At 71.0% G+C, this 21,672-nt stretch carries 23 protein-coding genes and 1 pseudogene; 11 read left to right on the top strand and 13 right to left on the bottom strand.

Annotated features, from left to right (window positions below):
• Positions 1 to 60: 60 nt before the first annotated feature.
• Complete coding sequence (locus tag AB0D04_RS35080) at positions 61 to 2,067, top strand: ABC transporter ATP-binding protein (protein ID WP_362711440.1); 2,007 nt, start codon at positions 61 to 63, stop codon at positions 2,065 to 2,067.
• A gap of 101 nt (positions 2,068 to 2,168) precedes the next feature.
• Here the strand turns inward: AB0D04_RS35080 and AB0D04_RS35075 are convergent, their stop codons facing one another.
• Both AB0D04_RS35075 and AB0D04_RS35070 read right to left on the bottom strand, forming a co-directional pair.
• Complete coding sequence (locus AB0D04_RS35075; RefSeq protein WP_362711439.1) at positions 2,169 to 2,942, bottom strand: DUF72 domain-containing protein; 774 nt, start codon at positions 2,940 to 2,942, stop codon at positions 2,169 to 2,171.
• A 31-nt stretch (positions 2,943 to 2,973) separates the two neighbouring features.
• Positions 2,974 to 3,441 carry a helix-turn-helix domain-containing protein gene (locus AB0D04_RS35070; protein WP_362711447.1) on the bottom strand — a complete coding sequence of 156 codons (468 nt, stop codon included), beginning with the start codon at positions 3,439 to 3,441 and terminating at the stop codon, positions 2,974 to 2,976.
• 155 nt (positions 3,442 to 3,596) lie between these two features.
• Here AB0D04_RS35070 and AB0D04_RS35065 point away from each other — a divergent pair, with 155 nt between their 5' ends.
• Positions 3,597 to 4,091 (top strand): PaaI family thioesterase, encoded by a 495-nt coding sequence (locus AB0D04_RS35065; RefSeq protein WP_362711438.1) that lies wholly within the window; start codon positions 3,597 to 3,599, stop codon positions 4,089 to 4,091.
• A gap of 33 nt (positions 4,092 to 4,124) precedes the next feature.
• Here the strand turns inward: AB0D04_RS35065 and AB0D04_RS35060 are convergent, their stop codons facing one another.
• The 3 genes and pseudogenes from AB0D04_RS35060 to AB0D04_RS35050 form a co-directional block, all read right to left on the bottom strand.
• The gene (locus tag AB0D04_RS35060) at positions 4,125 to 5,360 is read right to left on the bottom strand and encodes a cytochrome P450 (protein WP_362711437.1); all 1,236 of its coding nucleotides are present in this window, start codon (positions 5,358 to 5,360) and stop codon (positions 4,125 to 4,127) included.
• A 46-nt stretch (positions 5,361 to 5,406) separates the two neighbouring features.
• Positions 5,407 to 6,770, bottom strand: a pseudogene (locus AB0D04_RS35055) (FAD-dependent oxidoreductase).
• A gap of 5 nt (positions 6,771 to 6,775) precedes the next feature.
• The gene (locus AB0D04_RS35050; protein ID WP_362711436.1) at positions 6,776 to 6,985 is read right to left on the bottom strand and encodes a ferredoxin; all 210 of its coding nucleotides are present in this window, start codon (positions 6,983 to 6,985) and stop codon (positions 6,776 to 6,778) included.
• 251 nt (positions 6,986 to 7,236) lie between these two features.
• Between AB0D04_RS35050 and AB0D04_RS35045 the strand changes: the two genes are divergently transcribed.
• From AB0D04_RS35045 to AB0D04_RS35035, 3 genes are read left to right on the top strand one after another with little or no spacing between them, the layout of a single operon-like run.
• A complete protein-coding gene (locus AB0D04_RS35045) occupies positions 7,237 to 7,749 on the top strand; it encodes a (2Fe-2S)-binding protein (RefSeq protein WP_362711446.1) in 513 nt (170 codons plus the stop codon).
• A gap of 11 nt (positions 7,750 to 7,760) precedes the next feature.
• Positions 7,761 to 8,756: a xanthine dehydrogenase family protein subunit M gene (locus AB0D04_RS35040; RefSeq protein ID WP_362711435.1), complete on the top strand. Its 996-nt coding sequence runs from the start codon at positions 7,761 to 7,763 to the stop codon at positions 8,754 to 8,756.
• Positions 8,753 to 10,996 carry a xanthine dehydrogenase family protein molybdopterin-binding subunit gene (locus tag AB0D04_RS35035; RefSeq protein WP_362711434.1) on the top strand — a complete coding sequence of 748 codons (2,244 nt, stop codon included), beginning with the start codon at positions 8,753 to 8,755 and terminating at the stop codon, positions 10,994 to 10,996. The genes AB0D04_RS35040 and AB0D04_RS35035 overlap by 4 nt, the downstream gene beginning before the upstream one ends.
• Positions 10,997 to 11,199: 203 nt before the next feature.
• Here AB0D04_RS35035 and AB0D04_RS35030 read toward each other — a convergent pair whose 3' ends face one another.
• A complete protein-coding gene (locus AB0D04_RS35030; RefSeq protein ID WP_362711433.1) occupies positions 11,200 to 11,697 on the bottom strand; it encodes an FBP domain-containing protein in 498 nt (165 codons plus the stop codon).
• Positions 11,698 to 11,962: 265 nt separating this feature from the next.
• On the opposite strand from AB0D04_RS35030, the gene AB0D04_RS35025 reads away from it, so the two are divergent.
• Entirely contained in the window at positions 11,963 to 12,721 is a 759-nt protein-coding gene (locus AB0D04_RS35025) for a GNAT family N-acetyltransferase (protein WP_362711432.1), read from the top strand.
• Positions 12,722 to 12,759: 38 nt separating this feature from the next.
• Here the strand turns inward: AB0D04_RS35025 and AB0D04_RS35020 are convergent, their stop codons facing one another.
• Together AB0D04_RS35020 and AB0D04_RS35015 are read right to left on the bottom strand one after the other, a co-directional pair.
• Positions 12,760 to 13,710, bottom strand: coding sequence for a trypsin-like serine protease (locus AB0D04_RS35020; protein WP_362711431.1), 951 nt, complete (start codon positions 13,708 to 13,710; stop codon positions 12,760 to 12,762).
• A gap of 217 nt (positions 13,711 to 13,927) precedes the next feature.
• On the bottom strand, positions 13,928 to 14,716 hold the full coding sequence (locus tag AB0D04_RS35015; protein WP_362711430.1) for a uracil-DNA glycosylase: 789 nt from the start codon (positions 14,714 to 14,716) through the stop codon (positions 13,928 to 13,930).
• 141 nt (positions 14,717 to 14,857) lie between these two features.
• On the opposite strand from AB0D04_RS35015, the gene AB0D04_RS35010 reads away from it, so the two are divergent.
• On the top strand, positions 14,858 to 15,295 hold the full coding sequence (locus AB0D04_RS35010; protein ID WP_362711429.1) for a DUF6086 family protein: 438 nt from the start codon (positions 14,858 to 14,860) through the stop codon (positions 15,293 to 15,295).
• Positions 15,296 to 15,451: 156 nt separating this feature from the next.
• Here the strand turns inward: AB0D04_RS35010 and AB0D04_RS35005 are convergent, their stop codons facing one another.
• From AB0D04_RS35005 to AB0D04_RS34990, 4 genes are all read right to left on the bottom strand, one after another.
• Positions 15,452 to 15,988 carry a DUF4240 domain-containing protein gene (locus tag AB0D04_RS35005; protein WP_362711428.1) on the bottom strand — a complete coding sequence of 179 codons (537 nt, stop codon included), beginning with the start codon at positions 15,986 to 15,988 and terminating at the stop codon, positions 15,452 to 15,454.
• A gap of 134 nt (positions 15,989 to 16,122) precedes the next feature.
• Complete coding sequence (locus tag AB0D04_RS35000; RefSeq protein WP_362711427.1) at positions 16,123 to 16,437, bottom strand: hypothetical protein; 315 nt, start codon at positions 16,435 to 16,437, stop codon at positions 16,123 to 16,125.
• Between the two features lie 141 nt (positions 16,438 to 16,578).
• Positions 16,579 to 16,800, bottom strand: coding sequence for a hypothetical protein (locus tag AB0D04_RS34995; RefSeq protein ID WP_362711426.1), 222 nt, complete (start codon positions 16,798 to 16,800; stop codon positions 16,579 to 16,581).
• A gap of 220 nt (positions 16,801 to 17,020) precedes the next feature.
• A complete protein-coding gene (locus AB0D04_RS34990) occupies positions 17,021 to 17,905 on the bottom strand; it encodes an alpha/beta hydrolase (protein WP_362711425.1) in 885 nt (294 codons plus the stop codon).
• 95 nt (positions 17,906 to 18,000) lie between these two features.
• Between AB0D04_RS34990 and AB0D04_RS34985 the strand changes: the two genes are divergently transcribed.
• Positions 18,001 to 18,459: a MarR family transcriptional regulator gene (locus AB0D04_RS34985; protein ID WP_362711424.1), complete on the top strand. Its 459-nt coding sequence runs from the start codon at positions 18,001 to 18,003 to the stop codon at positions 18,457 to 18,459.
• Positions 18,460 to 18,502: 43 nt separating this feature from the next.
• Here the strand turns inward: AB0D04_RS34985 and AB0D04_RS34980 are convergent, their stop codons facing one another.
• The gene (locus AB0D04_RS34980; protein WP_362711423.1) at positions 18,503 to 19,693 is read right to left on the bottom strand and encodes an MFS transporter; all 1,191 of its coding nucleotides are present in this window, start codon (positions 19,691 to 19,693) and stop codon (positions 18,503 to 18,505) included.
• 171 nt (positions 19,694 to 19,864) lie between these two features.
• Here AB0D04_RS34980 and AB0D04_RS34975 point away from each other — a divergent pair, with 171 nt between their 5' ends.
• The 3 genes from AB0D04_RS34975 to AB0D04_RS34965 form a co-directional block, all read left to right on the top strand.
• The gene (locus AB0D04_RS34975; protein ID WP_362711422.1) at positions 19,865 to 20,611 is read left to right on the top strand and encodes a helix-turn-helix transcriptional regulator; all 747 of its coding nucleotides are present in this window, start codon (positions 19,865 to 19,867) and stop codon (positions 20,609 to 20,611) included.
• Positions 20,612 to 20,626: 15 nt separating this feature from the next.
• Positions 20,627 to 21,193 (top strand): hypothetical protein, encoded by a 567-nt coding sequence (locus tag AB0D04_RS34970; RefSeq protein WP_362711421.1) that lies wholly within the window; start codon positions 20,627 to 20,629, stop codon positions 21,191 to 21,193.
• 281 nt (positions 21,194 to 21,474) lie between these two features.
• A partial coding sequence (locus AB0D04_RS34965; RefSeq protein WP_362711420.1) for a universal stress protein occupies positions 21,475 to 21,672 on the top strand: 198 nt, incomplete at its 3' end.

Below are 21,672 nucleotides of genomic sequence, written 5' to 3'. Positions count from 1 at the left end.
CACCGCGCTCTGTCCCGATGCCACGGGCCGTGCTGCGGCCCTCGAAGGGGGAACCCACCCGTGAAACAGACCGAGCAGCCCGCCCGGACGAGGCTCCGGCGGGGCCGCGCCCGTACCAAGCTGCCCCTCTCCGCCAGCGAACAACTGCTGTTCGGCGGTGCCCTGCGCTACGACACGCCGTACGTGCGGCATGAGCTGCCACTGCTGCGGATGAGCCTGTGGGCGATGGCCCGGCACCTGCCGCAGATGATCGGCGCCGTGGCCAAGGCCGCCTGGCGCGAGGACCCACGAGCGCTGGTGACGTTGCTGGCGGCCGAACTCGGGCAGGGCCTCATGCGGGCCTTCGCCCTGCTGGCCACCAACAAGGTGCTGGTGGCGCTGTTTGCGGCGGGGCCCACGCCCACCCGCCTGCGCCAGGCGCTGCCCGCCCTGGCAGCCATGGCTGCGGTCTCCATGCTGCTCGCGTTGCTGGCGGCGCTGTCGACGGCGGCCTCCGGGCAGCTGGAGCCCAAGATCGAGCGGGTCTGTACGGCCCGGTTCTACCGGGGCATGGTCCGGGTGGAGCTCGCCGCTCTCGAGGACCAGCAGATCCATCGCACGCTGGATGCCGGAAAGTTCGGTACCGACTCGATCCGTATGATGCTGAGCTCCTCCGTTCTGGTCCTCAACGCGCTGATCAGCCTGGTCGCCGCGGCCGGAGTCCTGCTCCTGCTGCATCCGCTGCTCGTCTGCACGCTGCTGCTGATCGCCGCTCCCAAGGGATGGGGCGCGGTGCTCTCCGCCCGCCGCCGGTACGAGTCGAGCCACGCCTGGCTCGAACACCGCCGCGCCATCGCCATCATCACCGAAAAGCTCACCGACCACGGGTGCGCCGCCGAGATCCGCGCGCACGGGGCCGGCCGCCTGCTGGTCACCTCGTACGAGGACATGGCCAAGACCATGGAGGGCGAGCAGCGGCGGCTGGCCCGTGCCGAGGCTGCCATCCAGACTGTCGCCTCGACCGGTTCGGGGCTGGCGTCCCTGGCCGCGTACGGCGTGCTGTGGTGGCTGCTGACCAGTGGCGGGATGCCGCTGGCCGTGGCCGGGACCGCGGTGATCGCCGTACGCTCCTCCAGCGCCGGCCTGATGTCCGTGGTCATGCAGCTCAACCGCCTCTACCAGGAAGCCATGTACCTCAAGGATTGGGAAGACGCCTGCACCACCGCCCAACGGCACGCCATCCCCTCCGGCGGGTCGCTCCTTCCGGACGCCCTGAAGGAAGTCCGGCTGGAGCAGGTCTCCTTCACTTACCCCGGCGCCACCGCTCCCGCGCTGCGCGGGGTGGATCTGACCATTCCCCGCGGCGCGGTCGTCGCCCTCGTGGGGGAGAACGGTTCGGGCAAGTCCACCTTGGCCAAGCTCATCGCCGGCCTCTATCTGCCCACCGCCGGACGCCTCCTGTGGAACGGGGCCGACATCCGCGATGCCGACCGGGAAGCGGTCTTCGACCAAGTCGCCCTGCTGGGCCAGGACTTCCCGCACTGGCCCATGACCGCCCGCGCCAATGTCCACATCGGCCGCAGCGACCAGCCCCTCGATCAGTGCCGCATCGACCGGGCCGCCGCCGACGCGGACATCGCCGATGTCATCGCCTCTCTGCCGCACGGCTGGGACAGCCTCGTCATGAAGGGCTTCGAACGCGGCACCCAGCTCTCCGGCGGCCAATGGCAGCGCCTCGGCAGCGCCCGGGCCCGCTACCGTGCCGCCCCGCTGCTGATCGTGGACGAGCCCACCTCCGCGCTGGACCCCAAAGCAGAGATCGAAGCGTTCCAGGCCCTGCGCACCCTCGCCGACCAGGGCACCACCGTGCTCCTGATCACCCACCGGCTCGCCGCCACCGCGACCGCCGATCTGATCTACGTCCTCGAGCACGGCCGCCTCACCGAACACGGCACCCACCAGCAGCTCATGGCCCTCGACGACGGCCACTACCGCTCCCTCTACGCGACCCAGGCCGCCCAGTACACCGGCTCGCCGAACGGCACTCCGCGCGCCAAGAGCAGCGGCGCGGGCAGTCCGCCCTCCTGAAACGGGCACGGTGCTGGGCCACCCGTCCGGCGCCGGGACCCAACCCCTTTACGATGTCGAAGAGTTGGCGCGCCCGGAGGTACAGCTGCGCGGGCGGCACGTCATCCCTGGCTCGTCGCTCCGGACGGCGTACGGCTCACGGAACGGCCCGCGTCCGCCGCGACGCGGGCGAAGTGGGTGGCGTCGAGGACGGCCGCCCCGCCCGGGTCGTTGTTGAAGTACGTGTAGACGTCGGCCCGGTCCGGCCAGGTGTCGGCGATCCGCCGCGTCCAGGTGGCGAGGGCCTGCCGTCCGTAGCGCGGCCAGGGTTCCGCGCGGCCCCCATGGAAGCGCAGATACCCCCAATCGGTGGTCCGCCAGAGCGGCGTCACGGGCCGGGATCCCCGGTCCGCCCAGCACAGCGCGGCGCCCCGACGCTCCAGCACCGTACGGATCTGCGCGGTCCACCACGAGTCGTGGCGAGGCTCGACGGCGACGCGCGTCCCGGCGGGGAAGCAGCCGAGGCAGGCATCCAGCAACCCGGCGTCCACGGGCAGCGTGGGCGGCAGCTGGAGCAGGACGGGGCCGAGCCGGGGCCCGAGGGAGGCGGCGTGGGACATCAGGCGCCCGACCGGCTCCTCCGGCGCGTGCAGCCGCTTGATGTGCGTCAGATAGCGGCTGGCCTTGACGGCCATCACAAACCCGTCCGGGGTCCGGTCCCGCCAGTCCGCGAAGGTCTTCTCCTCCGGCAGCCGGTAGAAGGCGGCATTGCTCTCGACGGTGGCGAACTGCCGCGCGTACTCCTCGAGCCACCGCCGCTGCGGCCGGTCCTGCGGGTAGAGGACGCCGCGCCAGTCCTTGTACTGCCAGCCGGAGGTTCCGACCAAAAGGGTCATGCCGGGATCCGTCCCCGCACCGGCCGCGCGCTCAGGTCCGCGGCCGGGCCGCGGGCCCGGGGCGGACCGTGACCTCAGCCGGGGTGAGGGCGGCGTGGTCGCCGGAGCACTCGACAACGACGCTCACCGGGGCGCCGCACGCACTGTGGCGGATGTCGAGGACCGGGCCCTTGGGGTCGGCGGTGTGCTTCTCGCCCCACTGCCTCAGCGCCACCAGCACGGGCCACAGGTCCCAGCCCTTGTCCGTCAGGCGGTACTCGTTGCGAGTGCGGCTGCCCGGGTCCTGGTAGGGGACGGTCTTCAGGATTCCGGCCGCCACCAGCTTGCGGAGCCGGTCGGACAGGACCGCCTCCGAAAGTCCCACATGGCGGCGGAAGTCGTCGAAGCGCCGGACCCCGTTGACGGCATCGCGCAGGATCAGCAGCGTCCACTTCTCGCCGACCACGTCGAGCGTGCGCTGGACCGAACAGTTCTCCGTGCTCATCTCGAGCCACTTCATGCCGCTCATCCGGCTCATGATGCCGCTCCTCCCGCTCATGCCGCCAGGATAGGCCCTCTGGCTTCGTCATTGACAGTCAGCTGCGCGCACAGCTAGCTTCGGCCCCAGCTAGCTTCATTTGACGAAGTCAGATGGGAACGAGGAGGCGCAGCACCATGGGAAGGTCACGCACATACGAGTGGGCGGACCCCGCGATCTCGGCGGCCGCCGTCGGGCAGCGCACGGGCCTGGAGTTCCTGCGGGAGATCGCCTCCGGACGCCTGCCCGGTCCCCCGATCGGCGCGACCGTGGACTTCGCCTTCGAAGGGGCCGAGCACGGACGCGCGGTGTTCTCGCTGGTGCCGGGCGAGGAGCACTACAACCCCATCGGCAGCGTGCACGGCGGGATCTACGCCATCCTGCTCGACTCGGCGGCGGGATGCGCCGTGCAGTCCACGCTGCCCCAGGGCATGGCGTACACCTCGCTCGACCTGACCGTGAAGTTCCTGCGTCCGATCACCGTCGACACGGGCACGGTCCGCGCCGTGGGCACCGTCGTCAGCAGCGGCCGCCGCACCGCGCTCGCCCAGGCCCAGCTGGTCGACGCCTCGGACCGCCTGCTCGCCCACGCCACCAGCAGCTGCATGCTCTTCCCCGTACCTGCCGCCTGAGCCGCACGCCCGGGCGCCACCGCGATTCCTCCTTCACCCGCCCGCCTGTCCTTCCTCGACGAGCAAGTGGCGCGGCCCGCGAAGTACGGGGCTGCGCCGGTACGGGGGCGGGTCCTCGACCAGGCGGGGCTGGTGGAGGTGCTGAAGGAGCGCGGTCAGGGCGATCTCGGTTTCCAGGCGGGCGAGTGGTGCGCCGAAGCAGCTGTGGATGCCGCCGCCGAAGCCGAGGTGCTGGTTGTCCTCGCGGGTCGGGTCGAAGCGGTCGGGGTCGCGGAACCGCTGGGGGTCGCGGTTGCCGGAGGCGAGCACCAGGATGAGGGGGGCTCCCTTGGGGATGGTGACGCCGGCGACCTCGATGTCGACCAGCGGGGTGCGCTGCGGCAGCATCTGGACGGGCGGCTCGTAGCGCAGCAGTTCCTCGACGGCCGTCGGCATCAGTGCGGGGTCCTCGCGCAGCCGCGCCAGCTGCTCAGCGTGGCGCAGCAGGGTGAGGACTCCGTTGGTGATCAGGTTGACGGTCGTCTCGTGCCCGGCGATGAGCAGCAGGACCGAGTTGGTCATGATCTCCAGCGGTGTGAGCCGATCGTCGGTGCCCTCGCCGGGGCCGGCGGCGAACGCGGAGAGCATGTCGTCCGACGGGCGGGTACGGCGCTGGTCGGCGAGCCCGCCCAGATACAGCCCCATCGCCTGGCGGGCCTCCTGGGCCGCGTGTTCCCGCTCCTTGGGGTCCTCGCCCGGGGTGGGGTCGAAACCGGCGACGATGGCGTCCGCCCACTGGCTGAACTGCGGCTGGTCCTCGGTCGGTACGCCCAGCAGATGGCAGATGGCGGTGACGGGGAGCGGGTAGGCGAAGTCGTCGACGACATCGATGCGGTCCTTGTCCCGGCAGTCGTTGAGGAGGTCCTGGACGATCCGGGTCATCTCGCCGTGCATGGCGTCGATCCGGCCCGGGGTGTGCGGTGGACCGAAGGGGCGCATGGCCAGGCTGCGCAGCCGGTGGTGTGCGGGGTCGTCGAGCCCGATGAAGGACGGCGGCAGTGCGCTCGCGGCCGCGACCTCTTCCGGTGCACTGCGGTTGCGGCGGTCGGAACTGATCCGCGGGTCGTGGAGCAGAGCCGTGATCTCGTGGTACGTGCCGACCAGGTAGCTGCCGTCCTCCTGCCGTGCCACTCCCACCTCGCGCAGCTCGGCGTAGAGCGGATAGGGGTCGGGGCGGCCGGCGTAGTCGGTGATCCGGTGGAACAGGGTGTCCGCAGTGTCCGCGGCCATGGGCGGGGGCTCCTCATCGCTCTGCATCGCTAGGGAGTGACGGGCCTCAGCGGGCCGGGTGCACCAGCTTCAGGCGCCGGTCCGGCAGGTGGCCGGTGAGGGCGACGGTCGGACCGTGCGAGAGCACCTGCGGGTCCGGTACGTCGGAGGGGACGGGGGCGAGGGCCTCGATCTGGTCGGCGGCTCCCGGTCCGGGCGGGAACGGCGCCGCCGTCTCGATCATGCGCGCGTAGTACTCCAGCGACTTGGCCTGGTTCACGCTCACCGCCGCGGTGACACGCCCCTGGTAGCCGTAGACAGCGACCAGACGCGCTTCTTCCACCGCGCCCTGGGCGATGACCACCTGGTCGGAGAAGTGGGCACGCCGACAGACTTGATGTTGAGGCCGAACTGGCTCGACCAGAAGGCCGGTACGGTCAGGTGCGGGCGTCTGCGCGGGCCGGGGCTGACCATGTTGTGGGCCGCGACGTCGGCCTGCGCGACCGCGTTGCCCCAGTGCTCCAGAGAGAGCAGCTGGTACTCGAAAAGCGGGTGCGGGAAGCGGGCCACATCGCCGGCCGCGAAGATGTCGTCGGTGACGATCCCGTACATGTCGAAGGCCCGGCATCCGGCGTCGCAGGTCACCCCGCGCGGGCCGGCCGCGAGCCCCGATTCGGCCAGCCACTCGGTGTTACGGACCGCACCCAGCGCGACCACCGCGATGTCGGTGTCGACCCGTGTGCCGTCGGAGAACCGCGCACCGGTGAGCCGCCCGTTGCCCTCCAGGGCGGTGACCGTGACCCCGCAGCGCAGATCGACCCCGTGCGCGCGCTGCAACGTCGCGGCGAGGGCGCCCAGCGTTCCGCCCAGCGCGCCGACCAGAGGCGCCGGACCCCGCTCCGCGACCGTCACCGCCACGCCGCGCTCCCGGCAGGCGGAGGCGATCTCCGAACCGGTGAAGCCGGCGCCGATGACCAGGACCCGCCGCGGCCCGGCGTCGAGGCGCTCGGCCAGACGGGCCGCGTCGTCGCTCGTCCGCAGGGTGAACACCCCGTCCAGGGCGGCCTCGGCCGGGTCCGGCCAGGGCCGGGCGCGGGTTCCGGTGGCGATCAGCAGCCGGTCGAAGGGCACCTCCTCGCCATCGGCGAGGAGTACCCGCTTGCCGACCGGGTCGAGTCCGGTGGCCCGCACGCCGATCTTCCACTGCGCGTCCACCGCACGGCGCTGCGGCAGCCCGGTGTGCTGCGCGGGTACCTTCCCGAGCAGCACCTGCTTGGACAACGGCGGCCTGTCATAAGGGGGATACGGCTCCTCCCCGACCAGGGGCAGCGTGCCGGCGAACCCCTCCGCACGCAGCGTCTCCGCGGCCCGCAGCCCGGCGAGAGACGCGCCGACGATGACGATCCGGCCGTCACGTGGTTCACCGGTCACGTGGTTCACCGCCCACCGACACCCGCCTCCTCCCCCACGAGGATCGCCTGCACCGGGCATGCCGCCGCGGCCCGGCGCACCCGTTCGTGCTGCCCTTTGGGGACGACCGGGGTGTACATCAGGGCCTCCTCGCCATGCATCGTGAACACCTGGGGGGCGAGGAACGCGCACTGCGCGTAGCCCTGACACCGATTGAGATCGACGACGACGTTCATCCCGGGCCACTCCTCCCACCGCCGCACCCGTCGTCTCCGTCCTACCTCCGGACGGGACGCGGTGCAGTCGGTGCCGGTCCATCGGAGGGTGTGCGCAGGGTTCGCGTCATGGCGGAGCCTGCGGCCGGCGGAGGAGGGGACTCCACGGCGGCGGTACGGCGGGGATCCGGCACCCCGAGTCGCGGTCACCTTTCCGATGAAACAGGATGAAAAGCCCCGCCAGAGGAGGTCCGCCAGTGTCCGCTCCCCACATCCCGTCCCGGGCGCCCACAGCCGCCGTTCTCCGGGAGCGCGGCCCCGACCCGGTGAAGATCACCCTGTCGGTCAACGGGACCGACCACGCCTTCGAGGTCGAGCCGCGGGTGAGCCTCCTGGACGCGTTGCGTGAACGCCTGGACATGACGGGTGCGAAGAAAGGGTGTGACCAGGGCACGTGCGGTGCCTGCACGGTGTGGGTCGACGGGCGGCGCGTGCTGGCCTGCCTCACGCTGGCGATCACCTGCGAAGGGCACGAGGTGACCACCATCGAGGGCCTGGCCGAGGGCGACGAACTGCACGCCATGCAAAGCGCCTTCATCGAGCAGGACGCCTTCCAGTGCGGCTACTGCACCCCCGGCCAGATCATGTCCGCGGTGGCCCTGCTCAAAGAGGGACATGCCTCCGACGACGCCGAGATCAGCGAGTGGATGAGCGGCAACATCTGCCGCTGCGCCGCTTACCCCCACATCCGGGCCGCCGTCCGTACGGTCCGCGACCAGACCTGAGGAGACCCGTAGTGCGGCCCATCAGTTACTCCCGCGCCAGCGCCGTCGCCGACGCGGTCGCCGCCGTCGCCGCCGACCCCACCAGCGACTTCCTGGCCGGCGGGACCACCGAGGTCGACCTGCTGCGGCAGAACGTGCTGCTGCCGCGCCGGCTCGTGGACATCAACGACCTGCCCCTCACCCAGATCGAGGACCGTCCCGACGGCGGCCTGTACATCGGCGCCCTGGCCCGGATGAGCGACGTGGCCGAGGCCGCCGCCGTACGGGAGCGCTACCCCATGGTCGCCCAGGCGCTCGTGCTCGGCGCCTCCGCGCAGCTGCGCCATATGGCCAGCATGGGCGGCAACATGATGCAGCGGGTGCGCTGCGGCTACTTCCGCGACGCGACGTCACCGTGCAACAAGCGTGACCCGGGCAGCGGCTGCAGCGCCCTCGACGGCTTCAACCGCGGCCACGCCGTTCTCGGCGTCAGCGATCACTGCATCGCCACCCACCCGTCGGACGTCGCCGTACCGCTGATGGCCCTGGCGGCCCGTATCCATACGGAGGGCCCGCACGGCCGCCAGGTCTACCCGATCGACGATTTCTTCCTGCTGCCCGGCGGCACCCCCCACCTGGAGCACCCGCTGGAACACGGTGAGCTGGTGGTGGGAATCGAGGTCCCCGGCACGCTCACGGCCCGTACGTCCCTGTACCTGAAGGTCCGCGACCGCGAATCGTACGAGTTCGCCCTGTCCTCCGTCGCCGCCGCGGTGACCTTGGAGGACGGTGTCATCAGCGACGTACGGCTCGCCCTGGGCGGCATCGCCACCAAGCCGTGGCGGGCCCACCGGGCGGAGGAGGTGCTGCGCGGGGCACCCGCCAACACCGAGATCTTCCAACGGGCGGCCCGCGAGGAACTCGCCCCCGCCCGCACCACGCCGCTCAACGCCTTCAAGGCCGAGCTGGCCCAGCGGACCGTGGTCCGGGCTCTGGAGACCCTCACCACCAGGGAGGGCCGGTCATGACCACTTCGACCCTCGCGATCGGGCAGCCCACCGACCGGGTGGACGGCCGCCACAAGGTCACCGGTGGCGCGCACTACTCCGCGGACATGCTGCTCGGCAACATGGCGTATGCCGTCCTGGTCGGCGCGCGCGTGGCGAACGGCCGGATCACCGGCATCGACACCGCCGAGGCCCTGCAGGCCGACGGCGTGCTTGCCATCCTCACCCACGAGAACCTGCCCAAGGCCGCCGCCCAGCCCCCGCTGCTGCCTTCCCTCGCCGGCATGCCCGCCCCCGGCCAGACCTTCTTCCCCCTCCAGAGCGAGGTCGTGCACTACACGGGACAGCCCGTCGCCATCGTGGTCGCCGACACCCTGGAACGCGCCCAGCACGCGGGCGCGCTGATCCGTGTCTCCTACCAGGAGAAGCCCGCGGTCACGACGCTCGACCAGGCGCGGGAGGCGGCGTACGAGCCCGAGGCGATCTTCGGGGGCTTCGTCCCCGGCCGGAGCGAACGCGGCGACATCGAGGCCGGACTGGCGCAGGCCGAGGTACGCATCGACGCCACCTACACCTATGCCGCGAACCACCACAACCCCATCGAGCCGTCGGCCACCACCGCGTCCTGGGACGGTGACCAGCTCACCCTCTACGACGCCACGCAGGGGGTGGCGGCCACCCAGCTCACCGTCGCGGCGCTGCTCGGCCTGACGCCCTCCAAGGTGCGCGTCCTGTCCCACTACGTCGGCGGCAGCTTCGGCTGCAAGGCCATGATCTGGGCGCATCCCGCGCTGGCCGCGCTCGCCGCCCGCCAGGTCGGACGCCCCGTCAAACTCGCCCTCACCCGTGAGCAGATGTTCACGTCCGTCGGCCACCGGGAGGAACAGGAGCAGCGGCTCACACTGGGCGCGGACAAGGAGGGCCGGCTCACCGCGCTGCGGCACCACAAACTCTCGCCCACCTCGCACTTCGACAACTGGGCCGAGCCCTCCCTCGGCGTCGCCTCGCAGATCTACGCCTGCCCGAACTACGAGGGCGTGTACCGGCTGATCCGCGCCCACACCATGACTCCCACCTTCATGCGGGCCCCCGGCGAGGCGACCGGCATGTTCGCGCTCGAAAGCTCGATGGACGACCTGGCCCACCAACTGGGCATCGACCCGATCGAACTGCGCCTGCGCAACTACACCGACGCCGACCCCACCACCGGCAACCCCTGGTCCAGCACCGGACTCAAGGAGTGCTACCAGCGCGGCGCCGAACGCTTCGGCTGGCACCGGCGCACCGCCGAACCCCGCTCCCACCGCGACGGCAAGTGGCTCATCGGCTACGGCATGGCCACCGCGGGCTATCCCGTCTACGGCCCGAACAACCCCCAACGCGCGCGGGCCCGTCTGTACTCCGACGGCACCGCCGTCGTCCAGGCCGCCACACCCGACTTCGGCACCGGCGTCGCCACCGTCATGACCCAGGTGACCGCCGACGCCCTCGGCCTCCCCTTCGAGCGCTGCCGCTTCGAGGGCGGTGACACCACCCTTCCCACCATCGCCGCGGCGGTCGGCTCCTCGGGAGCCGGAATGATCAGCGCCGCCGTCCACACCGCGGCCACCAATCTGCGCAACCAGCTCATCGCCCAGGCCGTCGCGGATGCCCAGTCCCCCCTCCACGGCGCCGATCCCGCCACCATCGCCGTACGAGACGGCCGCATGATGCTGCGCGACGCCCCCGGGACCGGGGAAAGCTACGGCGATCTGCTGCACCGCAACTTCCTGCCCGACGTCGAAGCGGCCGGCTCCTGGTCCCCGTCCCCCGAGAGCACCCGCTACGGAATGATGGCGTTCGGCGCCCAGTTCGCCGAGGTGGCCGTCGACCCGGACCTCGGCCTCGCCCGGGTCCGCCGCATGGTCGGTGCCTTCGCGCCCGGCCGGGTCCTCAACCCCAAGACGGCCCGCAGCCAGCTGATGGGCGGGATGCTCTGGGGCCTGGGCCAGGCCCTCCTCGAAGCCAACTACATGGATCCGCGCCGCGGCCGCTGGGTCGCCTCGAGCCTCGGCGACTACCTCGTACCGGTCAACGCCGACGCGCCCGAGGTGGAGGTTGAACTCGTCGAAGTGGACGACAAGATCGTCAACCCCCTCGGCGTCAAGGGCGTCGGCGAGGTCGGCCAGGTCGGCGCCGCCGCGGCCATCGCCAACGCCATCCACCACGCCACCGGACGCCGCATCCGCAAGCTGCCCATCGGCATCGAGGATCTGCTTTGAACCCTCCCCCAGCCAAAGCAGGGGGATCCCTGGCTCACGTTGGCTGCGGGTCGGCGACCAACAGCTCTTACACGATCAACACCAGCCGGGACGGAACCTGCCCGGTTTCCTGCCCTGCTCCGCAGGAGTCCGATTCCTCCCCGGCCTGAAGGCCGGGGCATCCTCGGAGGTTTCAGGTGAGACCCTCCGCCGAGCCGCCCGGATCAGGGAGCGAGGACCTTGTCCACGAACTGGTGCAGGTGGGTGAGTGTGCGGGCGATGCGCTCCTCCAGAGTGAGTGACTCCTCATAGCGCAGCAGTCCGGTCTGCTTCTTGCCGCGGAGGTAGAGGGGACAGGCCAGGTCGGCACAGAAGTAGGCGCCTACGGTGTTGCCCTGGCGACCGGAGGTGCCGGCCTTGGGTGCGGCGAGCAAGGAGACCCCCGATCCCGGGTGGCCGGTCAGGCATATCGCGCAGGCAGTGGTCTTGGTGAAGCTTCTGCCGACGCGCTGCGGGGTGCGGAGCGTGACGCCGACGAGATCACCTGCGCGCTCCGTGACGACATAGCCGCGATCGGGTGCGCCCGGGTCGCGCCAGCCCAGGTAGTCCAGGTCGGACCAGGGAAGGTCGGGCAGTTCCCTCGGCAGGCTGATCCGCCGTGCCTCGCCCTTTGAGCAGTTCACAAAGGAAGCACGGATGTCTTTTTCGCCGATGGGTTCCATGGCTGCGGAAGCTAACACGCCAACACGGTGCGGGTCGCAGGATTATTGCGCCGTGCGACGGCCGGCGGCCGGCGGTCGGCGGCCGCACCCGACGCGCGAATTTGCCCCAGGCCCGGGGCGGTGTGCGACAGTGGGCCCTCCCGGTCGGCCGGGCGCGCCGTGTGCGCAGCCGCTGCCGGGAACCCCCTACTTCACACCGACGGTTCCGGCCGCGCTCGCGCGTGTCCGGGCTGTCACCTCCCGTTACGTCCTTCCCCAGAGAGCAATGCAGGCAACGACCCTCGTCCCCCGGACCGCAGACCTGTTCCACCAGGGCCTGGAGCGCCAGGCCGGTTCCGCCCTGCTGCGTTTCGGCGCCGCACGGCAGCGCCCGGCCGGCCGGATCGGCTGGTCCGGCGACGGCGCCGCAGCCTGGCTCGACGAGGCCCGCGGGCACGTGTGGAGCGTCGGGGAACCGGCTGCCGCCGCCGGCCTCGTCCTGCGCGCCGCGCATGAACTCCCCGGACACGTACGGGAGTTCACCGGGCCCCGCGGCACCGACGCCCTGGCCGGCCGCCATCTGCCGGTGACCGGAGCCGTGGAGTGGGTCTTCCGCTGGACGATGGAGGAACCGCCCGTCCAGCGGGCGGAGGAGCGGGTGGTCGCACTCGAGGAGTCCCACCACGAGGAACTGCTCGCCTTCCTCACCGCGCACAGCCCGGCCCACTCGACCGGCCCCGGCTCCTTTGGCGTCAGCCTGTGGGCCGGCATCCGCGACCCGGACGGGCGGCTGGTGGCCTGCGGCGCGATGAGCAGCCTGCGGGACAGCGGCGCACCGCTGATGGCGTCCGTCGCCACGGATGCCGGCCTGCGAGGTCAGGGCCTCGGCGCGGCCCTGACCGCGTGGCTGACCCGGTACGCCGTACGCAGGCACGGGTACTGCACGCTGTGGCAGCTCGCCGACAACACCCCCGCCGAGCGCCTCTACACCCGCCTCGGCTACCGCAACGAGGACCCCTGTGTGGCGGCACGCATCGCCGCGTAGTGACCGGCGACGCCGGCATCGGTGCGTGCTGCCCGGCCTCAACGCGGCGCGGCGGGAGCGTCACCGCTGACGGCATGCAGATAGAGGAGCAGCGTGTCGAGCGTGAAGTACGAGCTGTAGGAGACGTCGGGAAGGTCGCCGCCCGTGTGGTAGCCGCCGATCACGCCGATGAGGGCGTAGCCGGTGACATCCCGTACCAGGAAGGGCCCGCCGGAGGTGCCGCCGATATAGCCCGCGCAGGCGATCTCCAGGAAAGTGCCCGGGGCGGCCGGGTCGGTGCTGGTGTAGCGGTGGGTGGCGGAGGTGCAGTCCAGTGGTTTGGGGTGGGTGGTGTCACTGTTGCCGGGGTAGCCGATGAGCCGTACCTCATGGTGGCGGTAGCCCGGGTAGGGACGGAGGTCGTAGCCGCCGGTCACCTCCTCCACCGCGGCCCCGTCCTTGCGCGCTGCGAGGCGGACGACCGCGTAGTCCCAGCGGGCGCCCGCGTTCGTGCCGAGGTCGTAGTACCGCTGGTCGATGTAGATCCGGTCGACGGGGAAGATCCCGTACGGCTTGACTCCGTCGTGGTACTGCGGCACGAACGACAAATTTCGCTTCGGGTCGGGAGAACGCAGGCAGTGTGCGGCGGTGACCACGAGGTCGCGGTGCGGGCTGCGGACGACCGTTCCGCCGCAGAACCGGCCGGTGTTGCTGCCGTCCGTCCAGAAGAAGGTCCCTACCTGGGGCAGGCCGTCGAAGGGATGGCTCGGCGGAACGGGGTCCGCGGCCGGGCGCGCCACCCGCGATCCCCAACCCCCCTCGCCCGAGGCAGGTTTGGCGGCTCGCATCCGCTGCGGGGTCCAGTACCCGTCATCCGACCTCGCCGCGCGATCCGGCCTGCCGACGGCGTGCGCAAGCGGTCCGGGCAGGAGGACGAGCGGCAGGACGAGAAGCAAGGTGGCGGCGAACGGCAGGGTGATCAGGGCACGTACGGCAAACGGTCTGCGCATGGACGAAGTCCTTTCGCGGGCGCGGCGTACGGGGGGCAGGTGACTTTCGTGGGCGCGGCGTACGGGAGGGACGAGGCATGTGCGAGGCGCGAGGACATGGTCGTACGGCGGGAGGCGTGTGGCGAGAGGGCGGGGCGGGAAACGGGCGATCGGGGCCTGGAACGGCGCTCTGGAGCGTCACCCTGGTGGCGGCGCTTCGGCTATCGGCGGGCCGGCCTCACCCACGCCCGCCCAGCCCCGCCAGCGACGCGGCGCGGGAGAGCAGGTCGACGAGCATCGTGCTGGTGAGCTTGCCGGTGAAGGTGTTGCGCTGGCTGGGGTGGTAGCTGCCCAGGACGTGCAGGGGCCGCCCGCCGCCGGCGCCGGCCAGGGTCAGATGGACACCGTGACCGAATGAGGGCCGCGGGCGAGGAAGTTGCCATCCCGCGTCGCCGAGGACGGGCAGCAGGGCCTGCCAGCCGAAGGCGCCAAGAACGACCACGGCCTTCAGGCTCGGGCCGAGGAGTTCCAGTTCCTTCGCCAGCCATGGTCGGCAGGTGCTCCGCTCGCCCGGCGTCGGCCTGTTCTGCGGCGGGGCGCAATGGACGGGTGCCGTGATCCGTACCCCGTACAGCTCCAGCCCGTCTCCCCGATGCGTCGCCTCGGCCTGGGAGGCGAGACCGACGGCATGCAGCGCGGCGAAGAGAAAGTCCCCGGAGGCGTCCCCGGTGAACATACGCCCCGTACGGTTGGCGCCGTGCGCGGCAGGCGCCAGCCCGACAACCGCCAGCGCGGCGTCCGACGGACCGCATCCCGGTACGGGCTTCGCCCAGTACTCCCAGTCCCGGAACGCCGCACGCCGAGTGGCACCGGCCTGCTCCCGCCATGCGACGAGTCGGGGGCAGGCCCGGCACCGGATCAGGCGCGCGTCGAGCTCGTCCAGCCTGCCGGAGCGCGCCGCCATCTGCGCCGGATATGCCGGATCGCTGACGGGCGGGCGCGCGCCCGCCTCCCCGGGGCTCTGCATCCCACCACGCTAGCTTCGGGCAGCGGGAGAGGCCCGCCCGTCACACCGTGTCCCACCGCAAGCTCTTCGCTGCATGACGCCTCGCGATGTCTACTCCTCTCCTGGTTACGCTGCCACCGTCAACAACAGGGAGATGCCGCAGTGAGCCAGTACTTCGACTTGGGTGACCAGACACTGTGGAACCCGTCCAACGGCGCATCCCGACTGTTCTTGCGCCAGGTCGCCGTCTTCGAAGCCGAACTGGATTTGCCGTCCGGCATCGGCCCGATGCAGGACGACCAATGCCAGATCGACCCGACCGCCTTCCACGCTTTCGCAGAGGCCCTGCTGGTGAGGCACCGCAGGACGAGCCACGCCGTCATGATCGCCCTCTCGGACGGCTTCGTCGCCACGGTGCTCGTCCTCGCCGAACGGGCAGGCATCGAGGTGGACTGGTCGCCTGCTGAGCCCACCACGCAAGACGGGCCCACAGATGTCCAGGTCCCCGTCCCACCGTCGGCCGCGACAGCCGCCGCGGAAGCACGGCCGGCCACCCTTCGGCAGAAGTCACGCGAACTGGAGCGGTTCATGGCGTGGTGAGCCACCCGCATTGCGCGGCCGGCGATGACCTCGCGGAACGCGTCGACCGCGGCCCGCAGGGGCTCCACGACCTCACCCTGAATCTCATGCGGTGATGAGACGCCCCGTCAGGTCGTCGGCCGTCTGACCGTACGCGGTGACCTCCGGAGTCTCCGCCTACCCCAGGTAGAGAGCCGCCAGGCGTGGCATCCGACGAGTCATGTCGTCTTGGTCGTCGAAGTCGAAGTCCCCCGTGGGTTCCAGCTCCGGGTACCGGATAGTCAAGGCGTCGTCAGGGAGTTGCTTGCCGGTCGCCGCGATGTGTGCGTTCCAGGCGATGCCCAGGACTTCCTCACAGTCGAGATCCATTCCTTCGGCCGCTGAGGCTCGCACGACGGGCAGTTCTGCGAGGGCGTCAGGATCGGCGACGATGCGCTCGAAGACCTCGCGCCCCTGCGCGATCAACCAGCCGCGGAAGTAGTCGAAGCCGTCGTCGGAGCATCCGCCATTGATCACGTAGGCAGCGGCCCACAGAGGATTCGTGTAGGAGTCGGTCATCAGGTCCCACAACACCTGCTCAGCCGCAACGATCTCCTCGGCCGGCCAGGTGGCCAGCAGCGAGGTTGCCTGGCGGGCGACCGCTTCTCCGTCGTTCGGGTCCAACGCCTGGTTTCGGCCTGCCTCGATGAGCTGCCAGAACTCGTCTTTGGTCATGCCGCCAGAGCATGCCACCTGGCACTGACACGGCATCGGTCCCGGCCCCGGCCCCGGGAGGTCAGCCAACTTCGCGCGGTCAAGAATGGGCCCCGGTGCCAGGCCCGTGGCCTGGACACCGGGGCCGATTTCTCTTACTTCTCGCCGCCTCCGCCGCCGCCGACGCTGTTGTTGCAGCCCATGCTCGAGCCGATCCCGGTCGACTGCGAGCCCGCGGGGCCCTCGCCGTTGAGCGCGTTGCCCAGCAGGCCGTCGGCGATGCCGACCTCGCCGAGGACGTCAACGTTCAGGTCGTGCGACCGGCACGAGCTACCCGACTTGATGTTCCATGAGTCGCCGCCCTTCCCGCCGCCGTACTTGCCGCCTTCGGCGGAGGCGGAGCCGGCGCCGAGGATGCCGACGCTGCCGAGGACGGCCACCACAACGGCAGCCTTACGAAGTGTGCGCATTTCTTCTCCGGTGGATTGAACGGATGCGATCGGTGACCGATCGACTTCGTACGGTTATGGAAGGCTAATACGAAATACCCCATAACCACTCAGTGACGCGCCGGATCTCGTGCGTGTCGCGAACGAGTACCGGCCCTGGGGTCACCCGCCCACGAGGCCGAGCAGCTCGCCAAGGGAAGAGTCGTCGGCGACCTTCCCCTGCGACTCCCCGCGCATGGGGTCCTTGCCCATCGGGGCATCGGAGACGTCCGCCCCGACACGCGAACCGGGGTCCGCGCCGTCATCAGCGGCGGCAGTGGCCGCGCTGCCGAGCAGGGCAGCGGTGGCCAGGGTGACTGCGAAGAGCGTGGTACGGATACGCATGGATCCTCCTGAAAGCAGAGACAGTGATCAGCCTCTGACTTCCCGTCACCGCCTCCGCGATGTGACGTGTGCGCAAAGATCACCACACTGGCCCCTTGCGCAGCCTGTTCACGATCCATCGGACAGGCCGCAATCCCGGTATGGGGACAGGGGGTTGTACGGCGTGGGGTGAAGGTCACCGCACCCCACCGGGGAAGCGGATGCCCCCGCTTCCGCCGCGTCACGGCTTCTCGAGGAACTCCAGGATCATGCGGTCGAGTGCGGCGGCGTGAACGAAGGGCATGGCGTGGTGGGAGAGGCCGGGGAGTACGGCGGTCTCTGCGTGCGGCAGGTGACGGCGGGCTGCCGCCTCGACGCGGCGGCTGTCGTGCACCCGACTGTCCCCGGCGAGCAGCACCAGCGTCGGCACGGTCGAGCCCCGCAGCTGCCGGGGCCGCGGGCGTTTGCCCGTGATGACCTTCGTGTGCGGCAACTCGGCGGCGAGACCGTTCAGTTCCCGCCACGCGGAGTCGACCTCCGCGCCGCGGGTTTCCCAGGCGAGGAATGCTCCGGCCCGTTCCGCCGTGGGCCGGACAAGCAGGGGAAGGGCGCGCAGCAGGTACCCGGCCTTGTATCCGGCGAAGCACTGGGTGGGGTCGAGGAGGACGAGCTTGCGGATGTGTTGCGGTGCGCGCAGCGCGTACGTGAGGGCGATCCAGGCACCGTAGGAGTGCCCGCACAGATCGGCGCGCCCCAGGCCCGGTTCGAGGCCCGGTTCCGGGCCCAGGCCCAGGCCCAGGCCGTCGAGCACGCCGTCCAGCCAGTCATGAAGGTCGTCGACGGAGCGCATCGGGCGCTCGCCGCGCAGGCTGCGGCCTGCCTCGCCGATCCGGTCGATGGCGTAGATCCGTCGCGTACGGGCCAGGCCGGCCACGTTCGCGAACCAGACCGTCGAGGTGGTGCCGCCACCGTGCAGCAGCACCAGCGGCGCTCCGTCCTCGGGACCGCACGCGGTGACCCTGGTCGTGCCGTACGGCGACGTGAGGTCCATCCGGTCGACGGGCACGGGCCAGCGGGCGAGGACGGCGTCGTAGGCGGCGAGGAAACGCGTCAGGTCTTCGGTCACTGGAGTCCCCCAGGGGAGATGTATCGCTGAGCAAGTATCTCGCCGAGCGAGATACTATGCCACCGTAGCGACCAGTCGAGGCAGAGCGGAACGGCATGGACGACACAGAGCCCGGCCTGCAGGTGGTGCATCAACTGCGTGCGGTCACCGTCGAACTCGACCTGCTCGGAGGGGAGTTCGCGCAGCGCAATGGGCTGCATCCGACCGACCTGCGCGCCCTGATCTGTTTGCTGGACGCGGCGCGGTCGCACACTCCCGCGACGCCGGGTTGGCTCGGCGGGCAGCTGGGTCTGAACTCCGCCGGCACCACGGCCCTTGTCGACCGGCTGGAAGGGCTCGGGCACGTACGGCGGGTACGGGACAGCCGGGACCGGCGCCGGGTGCTGCTTGAGGTGGATGAACGGGCGGTTGCCCTCGGAGAGTTGTTCTTCGGTCCGCTCATTACGGAAATCGTCGCGGCGATGCGGAACTTCACCGAGTCGGAGGGGGAAGCCATCCAGCGATTCCTGCGGACGATGCGGGAGATTGCCGTCGCGCAGCGGGGTCCCTCGTGAGTGCGGCGGGGGTTCGCCCGTAAGCCCCGCGGGCATCGCAGGCTCAGGCGCGGGGCGGGGCGTCCTCGGCAGGTTCCGGTTGTACGGTGCCGGTTGCCCGGCCGGTGACCGCTTCGGGCATGTCGGGCTCGTGCAGTGTGCGGAGGAAGAGCCAGCCGAGGGCGGGCAGGGCGATCAGCGGTGTGAGGGCGGTCTGCAGGGAGGTGGAGTCGGCGATGGCGCCGAGGAGGGGGCTCGCCAGGCCGCCGATGCTGACGGTCAGGCCCAAGGTGACGCCGCCGGCGGTGCCTACGCGCTGGGGCAGGTAGTCCTGGCCGAGGGTGACGTGCAGGGAGAAAGGCACGTACAGGCCGACCGACGTGAGGGCGACGCACACATACAGCAGCGGACCGGGGACGAAGACGACGCCGGCGACGGCGAGGACAGTCAGGGCGTAGGACCACCGGACGACGGTGATACGGCCATAGCGGGTGGCGAGCTTTCCTCCGGCCACCGTGCCCGCGGCGCCACCCAGGTAGAGCACGAACAGGGCGGCCGTGCCGGAGACGGCTCCTCCGGCGGTGCGTTGACGCACGTACAGGGAGAGGAACGCGCTCAGGCCGACGAAGACGATCGAGCGGCACACGATGGCCCCGGAAAGTTTGATGAAGGACGGCCAGTCGTCCCTGCCGGTGGCCTGGCGCGCGGCCGCGGTCGCAGCAGCGGGTGCGGTGACCGCCCGCCGCGCGGCCACGCAGAGCACCGCGCCGGCGAGGGCGGGGACGGCCAGCAGCGGCGAGGCGGGCAGACCGCCGATCGCGATGACGGCGGAGACCAGCAGCGGGGCGGCGGCGAAGCCAAGGTTGCCGCCGAGGGAGAACCAGCCCATCGCGGTGTGACTCCCACGGCTGGCGTGGCGTGCCACTCGGGCAGCCTCAGGGTGGTAGGCGGCGACGCCGATTCCGGATACGGCGACCACAGCCAGGGTGAGGGCGTAGGAGCCGCTGATGCCGCTCAGAGCGACGCCGACGCCGGCCGCCAGCGTGCTCAGCGGCAGCAGCCACGGCATGGCCCACTTGTCGGTGAGCGCCCCGAACAGCGGCTGCACCACGGAGGACAGCAGGGAGGCGGCCAGTACGATCCCGGACGCGGCCGCGTAGGTGTAGGCCCGCTCGGCGACGAAGAACGGCACCAGCGCGGCCACCGCTCCCTGGTAGATGTCCACGCAGGCGTGCCCCAGGGACAGCAGCGTCATGGGCCCGGTGCGCGAGGTCCGATGCGCTGACGGAGGCGTTGTGGGATGCGTTGAGGGATGCGTTGAGGGATGCGTTGAGGGATGCGCTGACATATTCGCTGACGGATGCGTGGTCACCTCCGCATCCTCGCCACCGCACCGCATGGCGCGCTTCCGATAAAGTGCCAAGGTATGCCGGATATCCGCCACACTCCCGAGGCGCCCACCCGCACCCTGACGCTGGCCCCGGGAGAGCGCATCGACGCGCACCGCCACGACAACCACCAGATCGTCTACGCGGGTTCCGGTGTCCTGGCCGTCACCACCGACGCGGGCACCTGGTTCGCTCCCGGCAACCGCGCCATCTGGGTGCCCGCCGGCTGCGTCCACGCCCATCGCGCGCGAGGCCACCTCGAGTTGCACCTGCTCGGCCTGCCCGCCGACACCAATCCCCTCGGCCTGGACGCCCCGACCGTCCTCACCATCAGCCCTCTGCTGCGCGAACTGATCCTCGCGGCCACCCGTGGTCCCCACACCGACAGTCCCGAGCGGCTGCGCCTGCGTGCGGTTCTCCTCGACCAGCTGCGGGCCTCCCCGCAGGAACCGCTACAGCTGCCCGCCCCCACCGACCCCCGCCTCACCGCCGTGTGCGACCTCTTGCACCACAACCCCGCGGACCCGCGCACCCTGGCTGCCCTGGGAGCCACCGCGGGAGCCGGCGAACGCACCCTCAGCCGCCTCTTCCGCCGCGAACTGGGCATGACCTTCCCGCAGTGGCGCACCCAGCTGCGCCTCTACCACGCCCTTCGCATGCTGGCCGACGAGATGCCGGTGACCAGCGTGGCCCACCGGTGCGGCTGGTCCTCCACCAGCGCCTTCATCGACGTCTTCCGCCGCGCCTTCGGCTACACCCCCGGCACCCACAACCGCCGTCCCTGACCTGCTCCCTGGAGAATGCCGGGCGGGGACGATGCCTTCACACTCCTTCGGTACGCGGCCGATCTGCTCCCCGAGAGTGCCCGTGCCGAGAACGGCGTAACGGTCGACGACGTGCGCGACTACCAGCGCCGGCAGGAGTGGGAGCTGGTGCTCGCTCTTCTGATGGAGATCGGGGACGGGCATCCGGTTCCCGTGGACTTCTGGTGCCATCTCGCTGAAGCGGCCCGGCAGATGATGCTGGAGCGCAGCGCCCGCTGGTGCGTGTGGCGGGGCGAGAAGTTGCGGCACGGTACCTTCCGGGCCAGGTTGACCCTGCTGAGGACGCAGGAGGGTGGGCGTCGGACCGCGCTCCCCGGGGAAGGGCAGCTCAGGCCGCTGTGGCACATCGGCAGCCGCACGCCCGACGGCGCGCCGGGGCTGAACATCGCGCAGCTGTGGGTGGAGGGTGTGCCCGAGCCGGCGCCGGGAGAGAGCGCGACGATCCGCGTGGCTCCTCTCAGCCCCGGACAGTGGCGCCATCTCGAGCCCGGCGACGTGATCACGATGCACGAGGGCAGGCCGCTGTGGGCACGGCCACCATGATCGAGGTCACGCCACCTGCCGTTTCCGGGCATGCGGGGTAGCGACGTCTGTGGGACCGCGAGCACGACGGCTGTACGGAGTGGGTCCGTTGCGGCGACCCGTGGCAGGCGCCCGCGCGTACCTCGAAGCGGTGTTGCGGGCGCTGTCCCGACGGTGGGCTCTCGCCCCGTACGCAAACGGCTGAACCACACCGCCTTGGGCCCCGCCTCTCCCGGGTAGCAGGGACCGCCAGTGAGCCAACTGGCTCGCCGGCGTACCCGAAGACGAAGAGGAGCAGTCCGATGAACGACACCGTCACGACCGGTCGTCCCGTCCTGGTGGGAGTCGGCGAAGGGAGCGACCAGCAGGCCGTTGTCCAGCAGGCCGCGCTGCACGCCCGGCTGCACGGCAGTCCGCTGCACCTGCTTCATGTCACCGAACGGCCGGACCAGGCGGGACTGTTGCCGCACGGCGGCGACCGGGCCGGCGCACCGAGCGCC

The organism is Streptomyces sp. NPDC048483 (assembly GCF_040651455.1).
Lineage (GTDB): Bacteria > Actinomycetota > Actinomycetes > Streptomycetales > Streptomycetaceae > Streptomyces.
This window is presented reverse-complemented; position numbering and strand designations above follow the sequence as displayed.